Below are 13,339 nucleotides of genomic sequence, written 5' to 3'. Positions count from 1 at the left end.
CGAACGGAGAATAAAAATGACATCGATGTGGCGTACCAGCGGTTGGGTGCTTCTTGGGAGTGCGCTGATTCTTGCGTTGTCATTGGGCGTGCGGCACGGTTTTGGGTTGTTCCTGCCGCCGATGAGCGCGCAGTTCGGCTGGGGGCGCGAGGTGTTTGCCTTTGCCATCGCCCTGCAAAACCTGATCTGGGGACTGGCGCAGCCATTTACCGGTGCGTTGGCTGATCGCTTCGGTGCCGCGAAAGTGGTGCTGGTCGGTGGCGTGTTGTACGCCGTGGGCCTGATGTGCATGGGCCTGTCCGACTCGGCAGTGACGTTGTCGCTGAGTGCCGGGTTGTTGATTGGTATCGGCCTGTCGGGCACGTCGTTCTCGGTGATTCTGGGCGTGGTTGGGCGTGCGCTACCGCCGGAAAAACGCAGCATGGGCATGGGCATCGCCAGTGCGGCGGGGTCGTTCGGACAATTCGCCATGCTCCCCGGGACCCTCGGATTGATCGGCTGGCTGGGCTGGTCGAGTGCGTTGCTGGTGCTCGGCCTGTTGGTCGCGTTGATTGTGCCGTTGGTGAGCATGCTCAAGGACAAGCCGCTGCCGGTGCTGGGGCACGAGCAGACGTTGAGCGAAGCGCTGCGTGAGGCCTGCTCCCATTCCGGTTTCTGGCTGTTGGCATTCGGCTTTTTTGTCTGTGGCTTTCAGGTGGTGTTCATCGGCGTGCATTTGCCGGCGTATCTGGTCGATCAGCACTTGCCGGCCGGCGTTGGCACCACGGTGCTGGCGTTGATCGGCCTGTTCAATATCTTCGGTACGTACACAGCAGGCTGGCTCGGCGGGCGGATGTCCAAGCCACGTCTGTTGACCGCTTTGTACCTGCTGCGCGCCGTGGTCATCGGGTTGTTCCTTTGGGCACCTGTCACGCAAACCAGCGCCTACCTGTTTGGCATGGCCATGGGCTTTTTGTGGTTGTCGACGGTGCCCTTGACCAATGGCACCGTGGCAACGCTGTTCGGTGTACGAAACCTCTCTATGCTCGGTGGTATTGTTTTCCTCTTCCACCAGTTGGGTTCGTTCCTCGGCGGCTGGCTGGGGGGGGTGGTCTACGATCGGATGGGGAGCTATGACTTGATATGGCAAGTGGCGATTCTCTTGAGCCTGTTGGCGGCCGCCCTGAACTGGCCCGTGCGCGAGCGTCCGGTGGCGCGGTTGCAAACGCTGGTGAGCGCGGCGTGAATCGTGTCGCAGTGTGGCTTGGCGTAGCCAGCCTGGGCGCGTTGTTGCTGGTGCTGGCCTGGTGGGGCTGGCATCAGGGCGGTCTGGCGCTGATGCAATTGGGCATGGGCGTTTGCTGAATCGCTGCTTGCGAGGTCTGCGCAAGGGCGAGTAACGTCGCCCTCTGACCTCTATCAAGGACGTACGACATGCTGATGCGCTGGTTAGCCGTTCCAGCTGTTCTGTTGGCCATGGCCGGTTCAACCCTGGCGGCCGAATGCCCGCCGTTGCTTTCTGGCGCTTTGCCCAAGTTGCATGCCAAGGAATCCATTGATCTGTGCCAGCGCTTTGCTGGCAAGCCGCTGGTGGTGGTCAATACCGCCAGTTTTTGTGGTTTCGCCCCTCAGTTCAAAGGCCTTGAAGCCCTGTATCAGCGCTATAAAGACCAAGGGCTTGAGGTGTTGGGCGTGCCGTCCAATGACTTCAGGCAAGAGTCCAGGGACGGTGCCGAAACCGCCAAGGTCTGTTATGTGAACTACGGCGTGACCTTCACCATGACCGAGCCGCAAAAGGTTCGCGGCGACGATGCCGTCCATTTGTTCAAAGCCTTGGCGCAGCAGAGCAGTGCGCCGAAGTGGAACTTCTACAAATACGTAGTCGACCGCCAAGGCAAGGTGATTGCCAATTTCTCCAGCCTGACCAAGCCCGACAGCGCGGATTTCATCGAGGCCGTGGAAAAGGCCCTGGCCTCCAGACCCTGATCGACGCCCATGAAAAAGCCCCGCTCTCTGACGAAGAGGCGGGGCTTTTTCAATTCAGCGGGCGAGCCGCCAGGGCTCGCGGTGAATCAGAAGCGGTAGGTTGCGCCTACACCGAAACCATTTGCCCAGTTTTCATACTTGGCGTTGTAGCTCTGGCCACGGTTGTTGTGGTTGTTGACCTTGACGGCTTCTTCCTTGAGGTAGGAGTAAGCGACGTCGATGGTCAGGTCGTCCGTTGGGCTCCAGCCAGCACCGAGGCTGAAGATCGTCCGGTCGCCAGTCGGGATGCGTGGGGAACGGTCGACGTTGTTGGTCGGTGCCTGGTCAAACGACAGGCCGGTACGCAGTACCCATTGCTTGTTCAGCTTGTACGAAGCGCCGATGGCGTGAGCCCAGGTGTCGTGCCAGTTCTGCTCTTCGGTGATGGAACCGAACTGACCGCCCAACGCAGGCTGGACGCCTTTGTTCTCGACGGTGATGTTTTCCAGGCGGCTCCAGCGGGTCCAGGTGCTACCGGCGTAGATCGTCCATTGGTCGTCGAGCTCGTGAGTGACCGAGAAGTCGACCGACTCAGGGGTTTGCAGTTTCAGCGAAGCGTCGTACTTCTGGCTCGGGTTCAGGCCAGCGGCGGCAAGCAGGCTGTAGTTGACCTTGGTGTCGCCTTCAAGTTTGTACTTCACTCTCGAGTGATAGGTCAGGCCCACGCGAGTGCTGTCGGTAACCTGTGCCAGGACACCGATGTTGTAGCCCAGCGCAGTGTCGTCGCCCTTGATCTTTACCTTGCCGTCTTTAGCGAGCGGGGTAATCGACAGGTTGGATTCCAGGGTGCCGTCGATACGGTTGATGGTCGGGCCGAAACCGATCGAAACCTTGTCGTTGAAGGCATAGCTGACGGTAGGTTGCAGCGTCATGACTTTAACGTCGCTCTTGCTGCCGAAGTAGCGGCCAGCAAAGCCTTTTTCGTAATCGGTCACGAGACCGAACGGTGCGTACATACCGATACCGAAGGCCCAATGGTCGTCGATTGGCTTGACGTAGTAGCCCATAGGTACGGCAATGAACGGCACCATGTCGCCGTCGTTGGTGCCTTTGTTCGGGCGCGAACGGGCGTCGCTGATGTCGGTGTGAGCGTCGAGCATGGCGACACCGCCAGTCACTTGTTCGCGCTTGATACGCGACATACCGGCAGGGTTACCAAAAATTGTACTTGCGTCGTCGGCGACAGAAGATCGCCCGGCAAAACCAGTGCCCATCCCACTGATGCTCTGTTCGTTGATGGCAAAGCCACTCGCGAAAATCTGCGTGGATGCCAACGTTACGGCGAGGCTGAGGGTGGTTTTGAGCATTACTTTTTTCATTATTAGAACTCCTGGTGATCACCGGGGCGAAAATTACCAACATTTTCGTTCCAGCGCCATAGGCTGTATCGCTTGAGTTAGAGCGGTTTTGTAGGACAATCCGACCAGATTCGTGTCTTTTGCGCGATCTTTAAAAAGTGGCGGATCAACAGGCGAGTTCGTTCAGGGGGCAAACGCAGGTTTGCCAGGCGCAGGTGAAGTCTCTCAAGCGGCCTTGGGGCTGGAATGTTTGACGCCAGATTCTTGCCATTCCCAGCAGGTCGTCTGCTTCGGGCAGCGGGGTGTTCTGTTCTTCTATCAGCAACCAGGCGATGGCGGTGGCGTAGCGCAGGTTGACGGTCAGTTCCAGGTGCGGGCCGCTCAAAAAAGCATGTTGGCTGGCCAGGCCGCGAACCAGGCTTGCGCGCTCGGGGTCCAGTGCCAGGTAATGGTCCCAGAGTGCCTGGTGACGAAGCTCGGCAATCCGGTATAGCCCATGTCCACGGCGGTCATGCAGGGCTGAGCCCAGGGCGGACTGACTGGCGGCAATGCCCAGCAGGAGGGATTCGGCGGTCCGGCTGTGGCGCCCGAGATAGATCAGTGTCGGGCGGATCACATAACGGCACAGTTCGCTGGCGGCGATACCCATAAGGCCCTCGAAACACGAAGTGGGCGGCGATACCTGAAGGGAGCTTGGCAGCTGTGAATCGACTCAGGCTCGCCGGAAGCGGATCAAGCCGCTTGAGTTGAAGTGTAGTGTCATATTCGAGCTGTAAAGGACTGTATTTAAAATATTTTCGGCTACGAGTTATAACCGTTATACCGGTTCGTGCTTAGGGTCGATTCAGTGCAAAGAGAAATATCGGGCAATAAAAAGCCCTGCTGGTTGGGCAGGGCTTTTGAGGTTTTCAGCCTTTCTGGCGTCTCAGGCAACCAGTGCCTGACGGGTACGCTCGATCACGGCCTGCAGCGGCTCTGCGCTGGAGTATTGATCGGGATACAGGCGTTCGCTGTGACGGGCGATGCCGTGTTCGTTCACCAGAGTGAAGCTGAAGCAGCCTTTGCGAGCGGCCATGATCAGGCAGTTCATTGGTGCAAAAGCGTTGGTTAGGGTGCGAATGGCATCCTGAGTATGGATTTGAGTCGACATAGTTATTAGATGTTCCTGCAAATGACACGGATAAGAACCGTGCAACGTTAAAACGTTCCAGTAACGTCGACCACCATTGGTCAAACGAAGAACCCGACTGGAACAAAGCAGCCAGTTTGAAGCGCATTGATTTTTGCGCGCTTGGGCCGGCAGGTAGGTACTTAGGAGGGCAGGCAACACATCAAGGGCAAAGGTTCTGGGCCCGGGGTGAAGATCCTGATCAATATGCAGGTTGGTTCGGTCAGAGTAAGTGAGCTTCGCAACACCCTTTGCATTCGATTCAAAGGCAGTGTTGACGCAAGGTTTACCTGGAAACCATCGAGGTGGTCGATCCCGCGTTGTCGGTAGAGGCTTCTCTTTAGGGAAGGCTGACCGTGAGGATTTGTTCGACCAGAATTGACTTTCAGCTTGGTACTAACGCCGCGGATACTAGCGGTTTGAATTTGAGAAAGGAAGTGTGTTAGGCAAAAAAGATTCGTGGCGCCGTCAAAAACGGCCTGGGCTAGGCGCTGGTGAAAGGGGGTAAGCCACGAAGACTGCAGGTTTCACGGAGGCGGAAGGTGCAGGTGACCGTTGGTCGGTTGGTCATGGCTTTACGACCGTGGAGTGCGAAGGGGGCTCGATATTGGTCGGCCCCACCTTGGGGCCCGGAGTTTTTGTAAGTGTGCGAAAAAAGTGCACCGATATAACCACCTCAACAGTACTTGTGCACATTAGTTGCGCGGATCGTCACCGCGCTGTCATCTGACCCTCAGCGGCAGTGGGTGCCTGTACTGAAAATTTAAGTCAATGAAAAACATCGGTTTTTTTTACTGGTGAAAAAATCGTCAGTTTGACTGCGGGCCCCATTCCACAGGGCTTGTGGCGAGTTCAGGGGCGGTTGTCCACTGAGTTATCCACAGCTTCTGTGGATTGTCCCTAGCGCTTGCTCTAGGACGGGCGTGCCGGGTTTTTTCGCCTTTACCCGTACGAAAAAAGGAGTAGAGTGGCGCGCCTTCTGATCTGCCTCACAGTGCTTTATGAAGTTTCGCTCAGTATCAACCTCTGCTACCTCCGCACCCACCGGTGTTACCCCACCCAAGCGATTTTCCATGCGCGTCGCCGAGTGGCTGCTCGACAGCCCGACCCTGGGCGATAACCCCAACGTCAAGCATTTCGCCGGGCGTTTGCTCAAGCAGCCTGCGCGTGAAGGTGTAGTGGCTGCGCAAAGTCGCCTGGGCCAGTTGATGTGCCGCGAGTGCGGCAATGCGCGAGACCGTCGGATCGGCCAGGACCTGCTGCGCCAGGCTGCTCGTGCGGGCGACCGGCGCGCCCAGCAGGAACTCGGTCGGATCGAAGACTGAGCTGTCCAAGCCTGCACGGCTTGGTTAACCTTCAAGCTTTATCTCATCGGCAGGAGTCGCCATGGCTATGGACTTGACCAGTGTATTGCTCGGTCTGGCAGGCGCGGCGCTGCCGCTGTTGGCGCTGGCCTGGCAACTGCAACGGCGCATGAGTGCCAGTCAGGCTGACCTGGCCCTGCTTGAAGAGCGTCTGAGCACGGCCCAACTGGCGCAGGACGGCCTCAATGCGCAACTCGATGCCTGCCGTGACGAAATCAGCGACCTGGGGCAGGCCAATGCAGCCAAGCAGGCCGATCTGGCGGCGGTCAATCGTGAAGTCGAGTTGTTGCAGATCGAGCGCGACAACGCCCGCGATGCGGCTCACGCCTGGAATCTGGAGCGCAGTAGCAAAGAGGCCGAGTTGCGTCGGTTGGACGCCCAGGCCGCCTCGCTCAACGCCGAGTTGCGCGAGCAGCAGGACAGTCATCAACAGCGCCTCAGCGACTTGCAAGGCTCGCGGGACGAGCTGCGGGCACAGTTCGCCGAGCTGGCCGGGAAGATCTTCGATGAGCGCGAACAGCGGTTTGCCGAAACCAGTCAGCAGCGCCTCGGGCAACTGCTTGACCCGTTGAAAGAGCGCATCCAGTCCTTCGAAAAACGTGTGGAAGAAAGCTATCAGGCCGAAGCCCGCGAGCGTTTCTCCCTGGCCAAGGAGCTTGAACGCTTGCAGCAATTGAACCTGCGCCTGAGCGACGAAGCGACCAACCTGACCCGCGCACTCAAGGGCCAGAAAACCCAAGGCAACTGGGGCGAGTTGATCCTTGAGCGTGTTCTTGAACATGCCGGCCTGGAGAAAGGGCGCGAGTATCAGACCCAGGTCAACCTCAAGGGGCCGGATGGCGAGCGTTTCCAGCCCGATGTCATCATCTATCTGCCTGGCGACAAGCAGGTGGTGGTCGACTCCAAGGTCAGCCTCACCGCCTATCAGCAGTATGTCGCGGCCGATGACGAGCAGATCGGTCAAGCGGCCCTCAAGCAGCACGTGCTGTCCCTGCGCAATCACGTCAAAGGCCTGGCCGGCAAGGACTACAAGCGTCTGGACGGCTTGCACAGCCTGGATTTCGTTTTGCTGTTCGTGCCGATCGAGGCCGCGTTTTCCGCGGCGTTGCAGGGTGAGCCGACGCTGTTTCAGGAAGCGTTCGACCGCAATATCGTGATCGTCAGCCCGACCACGTTGCTGGCGACGTTGCGGGTAATCGACAGCCTGTGGAAGCAGGAACGCCAGAGTCAGAACGCTCGGGAAATCGCCGAGCGTGCCGGGTGGTTGTACGATAAGTTCGTGCTGTTCATTCAGGATCTGGACGAGGTTGGCAATCGCTTGCAGCAACTGGACAAGGCCTACAGTGCTGCCCGTAACAAACTGACAGAGGGGCGCGGCAACCTGGTCAGCCGCAGTGAGCAGCTCAAACTGCTCGGTGCCCGTGCGAGCAAGAGCCTGCCAGCGGACCTGCTGGAGCGGGCGATGACGGATGCCGATGGGTTGGTCGAGCTGCCTGAGTAACTGCTGTTGTGGCCAGCCTCCAGGCCGTAATCACAACGGCAAATGCCGACTCAGCAACGCCCGCAATGCCGCCGGTTTCACCGGTTTGGCCAGGTAGTCCAGGCCCGCCGCATGCACCTGGGCCACCATCTCCGGCCGCCCATCGGCACTGATCACCACCCCCGGCACCGGCTCGCCCAGTTGCGTGCGCAACCAGGCCATCAGTTCGGTCCCGGTTTCACCGTCGTCGAGGTGGTAATCCACCAGCGCCAGGTGCGGGCGCACGCCGTCGCCCAGCAGCGCCGCACATTCTTCGCGGTTGCGGGCTGTCCAGACCTGACACCCCCAGCGTGTGAGCAGGCTATTCATGCCGATCAGAATGCTGTCTTCGTTGTCGATGCACAGCACTTGGGCACCATTCGGCAACGCACCGTTCAACTCGACGACTTGTTTGGGCGCGCTGGTTTGCGCACGCGCCAGAGGCACGCAGACACTGAACACGCTGCCCCGGCCCGGCCACGAACGTACCTGCAATGGATGGCCGAGCACGCGGCAGAGTCCGTCGGCAATCGCCAGGCCCAGCCCCAGGCCTTTTTCGGCGCGGGTCTGGTGGCTGTCGAGGCGCTTGAACTCTTCGAAAATCACCTGGCGCTTGTCTTCTGCAATCCCCGGCCCGCGATCCCAGACTTCCAGGCACAACTGATCGCCCTGGCGCCGAACGCCCAGCAGTACCGGGCCTTTGGCGTAGCGGAAGGCGTTGGTCAGGAAGTTTTGCAGCACGCGGCGCAGCAGTTTGATGTCGCTGTCGACCCGCAACCGGCTACCGCGCACGCGGAACTTCAGGCCCTGTTCCTGAGCCAGTGCCTTGAACTCCGCGCCGAGAATGTCGAACAACTCGTTGAGCACGAACGGCTTGCGGTCCGGGTTGATCTTGCCGTTTTCCAGGCGTGAGATATCCAGCAAGTCGCTGATCAGGTCTTCGGCCGAGCGCAGCGAACTGTCCAGGTGCTGCACCAGTTTCTGGGCTTCGGCGGGCAAGCCGTCGTCCTGGTGGGAGAGGGCGGCCGAGAACAGCCGCGCGGCGTTCAGGGGCTGCATCAGGTCATGGCTGACCGCCGCCAGAAAGCGGGTTTTCGACTGGTTGGCCGACTCGGCGGTGCCCTTGGCTTCGGTCAGCGCAACGTTCAGTTGCGACAGTTCATGGGTGCGCTCGGTGACCCGTCGCTCCAGCCCTTCGTTGGCCTCGGTCAGCGCTTGCTCGGCTTCGCGGAACGCGGTGATGTCGGTGAAACTCATGACGAAACCGCCCCCCGGCATCGGGTTGCCGATCAACTCGATCACCCGGCCATTGGGGAACAACCGTTCAGAGGTATGGGCGCGGCCCTGACGCATCCAGTGCAAGCGCCGTGCGACATGCACTTGCGCCTCGCCGGGGCCGCACAAGCCACGCTCGGCGTTGTAGCGAATGATGTCGGCAATCGGTCGGCCGACGCTGATCAGCCCGTCCGGGTAGTTGAACAGTTCCAGGTAACGCCGGTTCCAGGCCACCAGTTTCAGCGACTGGTCGACCACGCTGATGCCCTGGGTGATGTTTTCAATCGCGCCTTGCAGCAGGGCTCGGTTGAATTGCAGCACTTCCGACGCTTCGTCGGCGATCCGCACCACGTCCTCAAGCTGCATTTCCCGGCCTTCGATGGCGGCTTTCACCACGGCGCGGGTTGACGAGGCGCCCAGCACGCCGGCGAGCAGGCGTTCGGTGTGGGCGATCCATTCACCGTCAGCATTCTGGTTGGGATTGAAGCCTTTGCCCTGGCGATAAGCGAAGCGGATGAAGCTCTGGCGCGCCCGTTCTTCACCGACAAACCGCGCCGCCAATTGCAGCAGGTCGTCAATCTGCACCGCCAGCATTGAGCGGGCGTTTGGCCGGGCGCTGATCTCCTGACCAATGAATCGCCCGGCCTGCCAGTGTTCCGAGACCCGCGTACGCGACAACACCGAGACCCAGGCGAACAGTGTGAAGTTGCCGGCCAGCGACAGCACCACGCCTTGGGTCAGCGGCGTGATTGGCAGGTTCAGCGGGTTGCTGTGCAACCACGCCAGCCCCGGAAAACTGCTGAGAGGCCAGCCAAGGCTGTGGGCCGCAATCGGCAGAATCAGCGTGTAGAACCACAGGAAGGTCCCGGCGGCGAGGCCGGCGAACACGCCACGGCGGTTGGCCTGTTTCCAGTACAGCGCGCCGAGCATGGCCGGTGCCAGTTGGGTCACGGCAGCGAAGGCGATCTGGCCGATGGTCGCCAGGCTGGCGGTCGAACCGAGCAGGCGATAGGCGACATAGGCGAGCAGCAAAATCACCACGATGCTCACGCGGCGCACCGAGAGCATCCAGTAGCGGAATACTTCAAACGGCCGCTCGGCGTTTTTACGCCGCAGCAGCCACGGCAGCAACATGTCGTTGGAGACCATGGTCGACAACGCCACGCTGGCCACGATCACCATGCCGGTGGCGGCCGACGCGCCGCCGATGAACGCCAGCAGCGCCAGGGCTGGATGGGCCTGGGCCAGCGGCAGGCTGATCACGAACGAGTCCGGTAGTACGGAGCTGGGCAGCAGCATTTGCCCGGCAAGGGCAATCGGTACCACGAACAGCGCAGCCAGGGCCAGATAGGCCGGGAACACCCATTTGGCCAGGCGCAGGTCCTGGGGTTCGATGTTCTCCACCACGGTCACATGGAACTGCCGGGGCAGGCAGATGATTGCCATCATCGCCACACCGGTCTGCACCACCATCGATGGCCAGTTGATGGTTTCTTTCCAGTATTGCTCCAGGCGCGGCGCGAGCATGGCCTGATCGAACAAGTCATCGAAGCCGTCGTACAGGCCATAAGTGACGAACGCACCGACCGCGAGGAAGGCGAACAGCTTGACCAGCGATTCGAACGCAATCGCCAGCACCATGCCCCGGTGGTGTTCGGTGGCGTCGAGGTTGCGGGTGCCGAAGACAATGGTGAACAGCGCCAGAATCAGCGACACGATCAGCGCTGTGTCCTGGGCGCGGGTGCCCATGGCGTCGGCACCTGCACCGATCAGCAGGTTTACGCCGAGCACGATGCCCTTGAGCTGCAAGGCGATGTAGGGCAACACGCCGACCAGGCAAATCAGCGCCACCACCACGGCCAGGGATTGGGATTTGCCGTAGCGGGCGGCAATGAAGTCGGCAATCGAGGTGATGTTCTCCTGCTTGCTGATCATCACCATTTTTTGCAGGACCCACGGCGCGCATACCAGCAGCAGGATCGGCCCCAGGTAAATCGGCAGGAACGACCAAAGCTGTTCGGCAGCCTGGCCCACGGCGCCAAAGAACGTCCAGCTGGTGCAATAGACGGCCAGCGACAGGCTATAGACCCACGCACGCATGCGCGGCGGCAACGGGGTGCTGCGACGGTCGCCGTAAAAGGCGATGGCGAACATGATGGCCATATAGGCCAGGGCGACGGCGGCGATCAGCCCGCTGGACAGCGACATGGAAACTCCAGACAAAAGACACCGGACCTGCGACCGGCCTGACAGTCTCGCACGATGGTCGGGGTTCGTCAGTGTCGACCAAGGTCGTGGGGTGGCGGGGTGTCGCAGGCGCGGGTGCCAGTTGGATCTTTAGTGCATTTATGGGCCGTGAGCACAAGACAGCGGAGCACCCTCAATGCCAATGTGGAGCGAGCCTGCTCGCGATTGGCAGCCTCACTGATGCAACGCAATCTCGATCAACCGATGCAGTTCTTCGACTTCCAGCGCCGCCGCCGAAAACAGGATGCGAAACACCGTCGGCGCCACCACCAGATTGATCAGCCGGTCAACGCTTGGCTTCGGCTCGTCAGGGTAACGATCCAGAATGCTCTGCAATTGCCCGCCAATGATCGTCACGCAATAACCCGGCGTAGTGCTGGCTTGCACGTCGCGCATCATGTTGCGGCCGGGCTCGGAGCTCATCTCGTCCAGGTATTGCTCGGCCCAGGCCCGCAGGTCGCCGCGCAAGCTGCCGGTACTGGCCGGTTCGCTGTCGGGGCGCATGCGGGCGAGGGCGACGTCGGCCAACAACGCCGACAAGTCGCCCCAGCGTCTGTAGATCGTCGACGGTGTCACGCCTGCGCGGGCGGCGATTTGCGGCACGGTCACGGTGGAGCGCTCCTGTTCTTCCAGGAGTTGGCGCACTGCCAAATGGATGGATTCCTGCACCCGGGCACTTCGGCCACCGGGGCGTAACGCTTCTTTAATTGCCATGCAGCGGACCTTAACACAAAGAATTTGCTTTAAGCCTGGGCCGGTAGCACACTCCGCAAAAGCAAAATATTAGCTTTAGCGGAGCGTGCCCATGTCCAGCCCTGTCTCAAACCGTTCCAGTCTGGTGTTCCTGGCGATCACCTTACTGAGTTTTCTCGCCGCTTCCAGTGCGCCGACGCCGCTTTATCACCTCTATCAGGATGCGTTGCAGTTCTCTGCGGCGACCCTGACGCTGATTTTCGGTGTGTATGCCCTGAGCCTGCTGGCGGCGCTGCTGACGGTGGGCTCGCTGTCCGATTACCTGGGCCGCACACCGGTGATTTTCGCAGCATTGCTGCTTGAGATACTCGCGATGCTGCTGTTTATCAACGCCGAGACAGTTGCCTGGCTGATTGCCGCGCGGGTGATTCAAGGGTTTGCTACCGGCATGGCCACCAGCGTGCTGGGCGCAGCATTGCTCGATACCGACCGCCAGCAAGGGCCGCTGGTCAACAGTGTGGCGCCGTTGCTGGGCATGGCGTGCGGCGCGCTGGGCACCGGGTTGTTAGCCGAATACGCGCCGCAACCGCTGCAACTGGCGTACGGGATATTGGCCGTGGTGTTTCTGGTGCAGGCGTTGTATGTCTGGCGGCTGCCGGAGCGCGTCAGCCGCCAGCCGGGCGTCTGGGCGTCCCTGCGGCCAACCTTGCATGTGCCGCCGCAAGCGCGGCGGGCGTTGTGGCTGGCGTTGCCGGTGGATGTGGCGGTCTGGGCGGTGGGCGGGTTCTTCCTGTCCTTGGCACCTTCACTGGTGCGAGCGGCCACCGGGTCGACCTCGAACCTGATCGGTGGCGCACTGGTGGCGGTGTTGACGGTGAGCGGCGCGCTGATGATTTTCTCGCTGCGCAACCGTCCGGCGGACAGCGTTCTGCGGTTGGGCGCGAGCCTGTTGGCCGTGGGGATAAGCTTGATTCTGGTTGCCGTGCACAGCGCGAGTCTGCCCTTGTTCTTTGTGGCCACGCTGGTGGCGGGCAGTGGTTTTGGCGCGGGTTTCCTCGGTGCCTTGCGCAGCGTTGTGCCGCTGGCCTTGGCCCATGAGCGCGCGGGGCTGATGTCGGCGTTTTATGTGCTCAGTTACCTGGCGTTCTGCTTGCCGTCGCTTGCCGTCGGGAGCCTGACCCGCACCTTCGGCCTGATTGCCACCACCGATGGTTACGGCGCGGTGTTGATCGTGTTGTCCCTCGGTGCGCTGCTGGGGTTGAGGTTGCAGCGTCCGGCCAGCCTCTGCGGGGCGCCGAGCAACCCTTAGGCGCAGTTATTACCTGTTTCGGTTAGCCTTGGCGACCGCTGTGACTCACCTTCGAAGGAATGAACCGCGATGAAGATCATCCGCAGTAAAAGCTTCACCGGCGAACGCGCCTGGGCAGCGCTGGATATCGCCAACATGAATGGCATCACCACCCGGTTGCACTGGACCGATCAGCCCTACAAATGGCACACCAACGATGGCCAGGAAGTGTTCGTGGTGCTCGATGGCCAAGTGCAGATGCGCTACCGGGAAAACGGTGTCGAGCACGCGGCTATGCTTGAGGTGGGTGACATCTTTTACGCGCAGGTCGGCACTGAGCATGTGGCTCATCCTCAAGGCGCGGCGCGGGTGCTGGTGATCGAAAGCGAAGGCAGCGTTTGATCGATATATCTATAAAGTAGATAACAGATAGAGATATTACCCGTTATATAGATATTCGATTCAGTTCTACCATGGGCGCTA

Annotated in this window: 12 protein-coding genes; 7 read left to right on the top strand and 5 right to left on the bottom strand. The window is 60.5% G+C overall.

From position 1 onward, the window contains the following. Positions 1 to 16: 16 nt before the first annotated feature. The 3 genes from AC1Z1G_RS19205 (at position 17) to AC1Z1G_RS19195 (ending at position 1,965) form a co-directional block, all read left to right on the top strand. On the top strand, positions 17 to 1,225 hold the full coding sequence (locus AC1Z1G_RS19205; protein ID WP_483621806.1) for an MFS transporter: 1,209 nt from the start codon (positions 17 to 19) through the stop codon (positions 1,223 to 1,225). Further along, entirely contained in the window at positions 1,222 to 1,344 is a 123-nt protein-coding gene (locus AC1Z1G_RS19200) for a hypothetical protein (protein ID WP_347901468.1), read from the top strand. The genes AC1Z1G_RS19205 and AC1Z1G_RS19200 overlap by 4 nt, the downstream gene beginning before the upstream one ends. Before the next feature lie 69 nt (positions 1,345 to 1,413). Continuing rightward, entirely contained in the window at positions 1,414 to 1,965 is a 552-nt protein-coding gene (locus tag AC1Z1G_RS19195) for a glutathione peroxidase (protein WP_483621804.1), read from the top strand. Between the two features lie 86 nt (positions 1,966 to 2,051). Here AC1Z1G_RS19195 and AC1Z1G_RS19190 read toward each other — a convergent pair whose 3' ends face one another. The 3 genes from AC1Z1G_RS19190 to AC1Z1G_RS19180 all read right to left on the bottom strand — a co-directional run bounded on the left by AC1Z1G_RS19190 (position 2,052) and on the right by AC1Z1G_RS19180 (position 4,452). Then, positions 2,052 to 3,323 (bottom strand): OmpP1/FadL family transporter, encoded by a 1,272-nt coding sequence (locus tag AC1Z1G_RS19190; RefSeq protein ID WP_483621802.1) that lies wholly within the window; start codon positions 3,321 to 3,323, stop codon positions 2,052 to 2,054. 145 nt (positions 3,324 to 3,468) lie between these two features. Beyond that, a complete protein-coding gene (locus AC1Z1G_RS19185) occupies positions 3,469 to 3,951 on the bottom strand; it encodes a hypothetical protein (RefSeq protein WP_347901465.1) in 483 nt (160 codons plus the stop codon). A gap of 276 nt (positions 3,952 to 4,227) precedes the next feature. Then, positions 4,228 to 4,452: a hypothetical protein gene (locus AC1Z1G_RS19180; protein ID WP_007898912.1), complete on the bottom strand. Its 225-nt coding sequence runs from the start codon at positions 4,450 to 4,452 to the stop codon at positions 4,228 to 4,230. A 1,019-nt stretch (positions 4,453 to 5,471) separates the two neighbouring features. Between AC1Z1G_RS19180 and AC1Z1G_RS19175 the strand changes: the two genes are divergently transcribed. Beyond that, complete coding sequence (locus tag AC1Z1G_RS19175; protein WP_483621799.1) at positions 5,472 to 5,795, top strand: sel1 repeat family protein; 324 nt, start codon at positions 5,472 to 5,474, stop codon at positions 5,793 to 5,795. Positions 5,796 to 5,970: 175 nt separating this feature from the next. Beyond that, on the top strand, positions 5,971 to 7,335 hold the full coding sequence (locus AC1Z1G_RS19170; protein ID WP_483627917.1) for a DNA recombination protein RmuC: 1,365 nt from the start codon (positions 5,971 to 5,973) through the stop codon (positions 7,333 to 7,335). Positions 7,336 to 7,365: 30 nt separating this feature from the next. Here the strand turns inward: AC1Z1G_RS19170 and AC1Z1G_RS19165 are convergent, their stop codons facing one another. Continuing rightward, complete coding sequence (locus AC1Z1G_RS19165) at positions 7,366 to 10,836, bottom strand: hybrid sensor histidine kinase/response regulator (protein WP_483621797.1); 3,471 nt, start codon at positions 10,834 to 10,836, stop codon at positions 7,366 to 7,368. A 213-nt stretch (positions 10,837 to 11,049) separates the two neighbouring features. Continuing rightward, on the bottom strand, positions 11,050 to 11,589 hold the full coding sequence (locus AC1Z1G_RS19160; RefSeq protein ID WP_483621795.1) for a TetR/AcrR family transcriptional regulator: 540 nt from the start codon (positions 11,587 to 11,589) through the stop codon (positions 11,050 to 11,052). A gap of 91 nt (positions 11,590 to 11,680) precedes the next feature. Here AC1Z1G_RS19160 and AC1Z1G_RS19155 point away from each other — a divergent pair, with 91 nt between their 5' ends. Together AC1Z1G_RS19155 and AC1Z1G_RS19150 are read left to right on the top strand one after the other, a co-directional pair. Beyond that, on the top strand, positions 11,681 to 12,877 hold the full coding sequence (locus tag AC1Z1G_RS19155) for an MFS transporter (protein ID WP_483621794.1): 1,197 nt from the start codon (positions 11,681 to 11,683) through the stop codon (positions 12,875 to 12,877). A 69-nt stretch (positions 12,878 to 12,946) separates the two neighbouring features. Then, on the top strand, positions 12,947 to 13,258 hold the full coding sequence (locus AC1Z1G_RS19150) for a cupin domain-containing protein (RefSeq protein WP_483621793.1): 312 nt from the start codon (positions 12,947 to 12,949) through the stop codon (positions 13,256 to 13,258). The last annotated feature ends 81 nt before the right edge of the window (positions 13,259 to 13,339 follow it).

This window comes from Pseudomonas sp. JL27(2026) (assembly GCF_056933555.1).
Note: the sequence above shows the minus strand (reverse complement) of the source record. Positions and strands in the feature narration are given on the sequence as shown.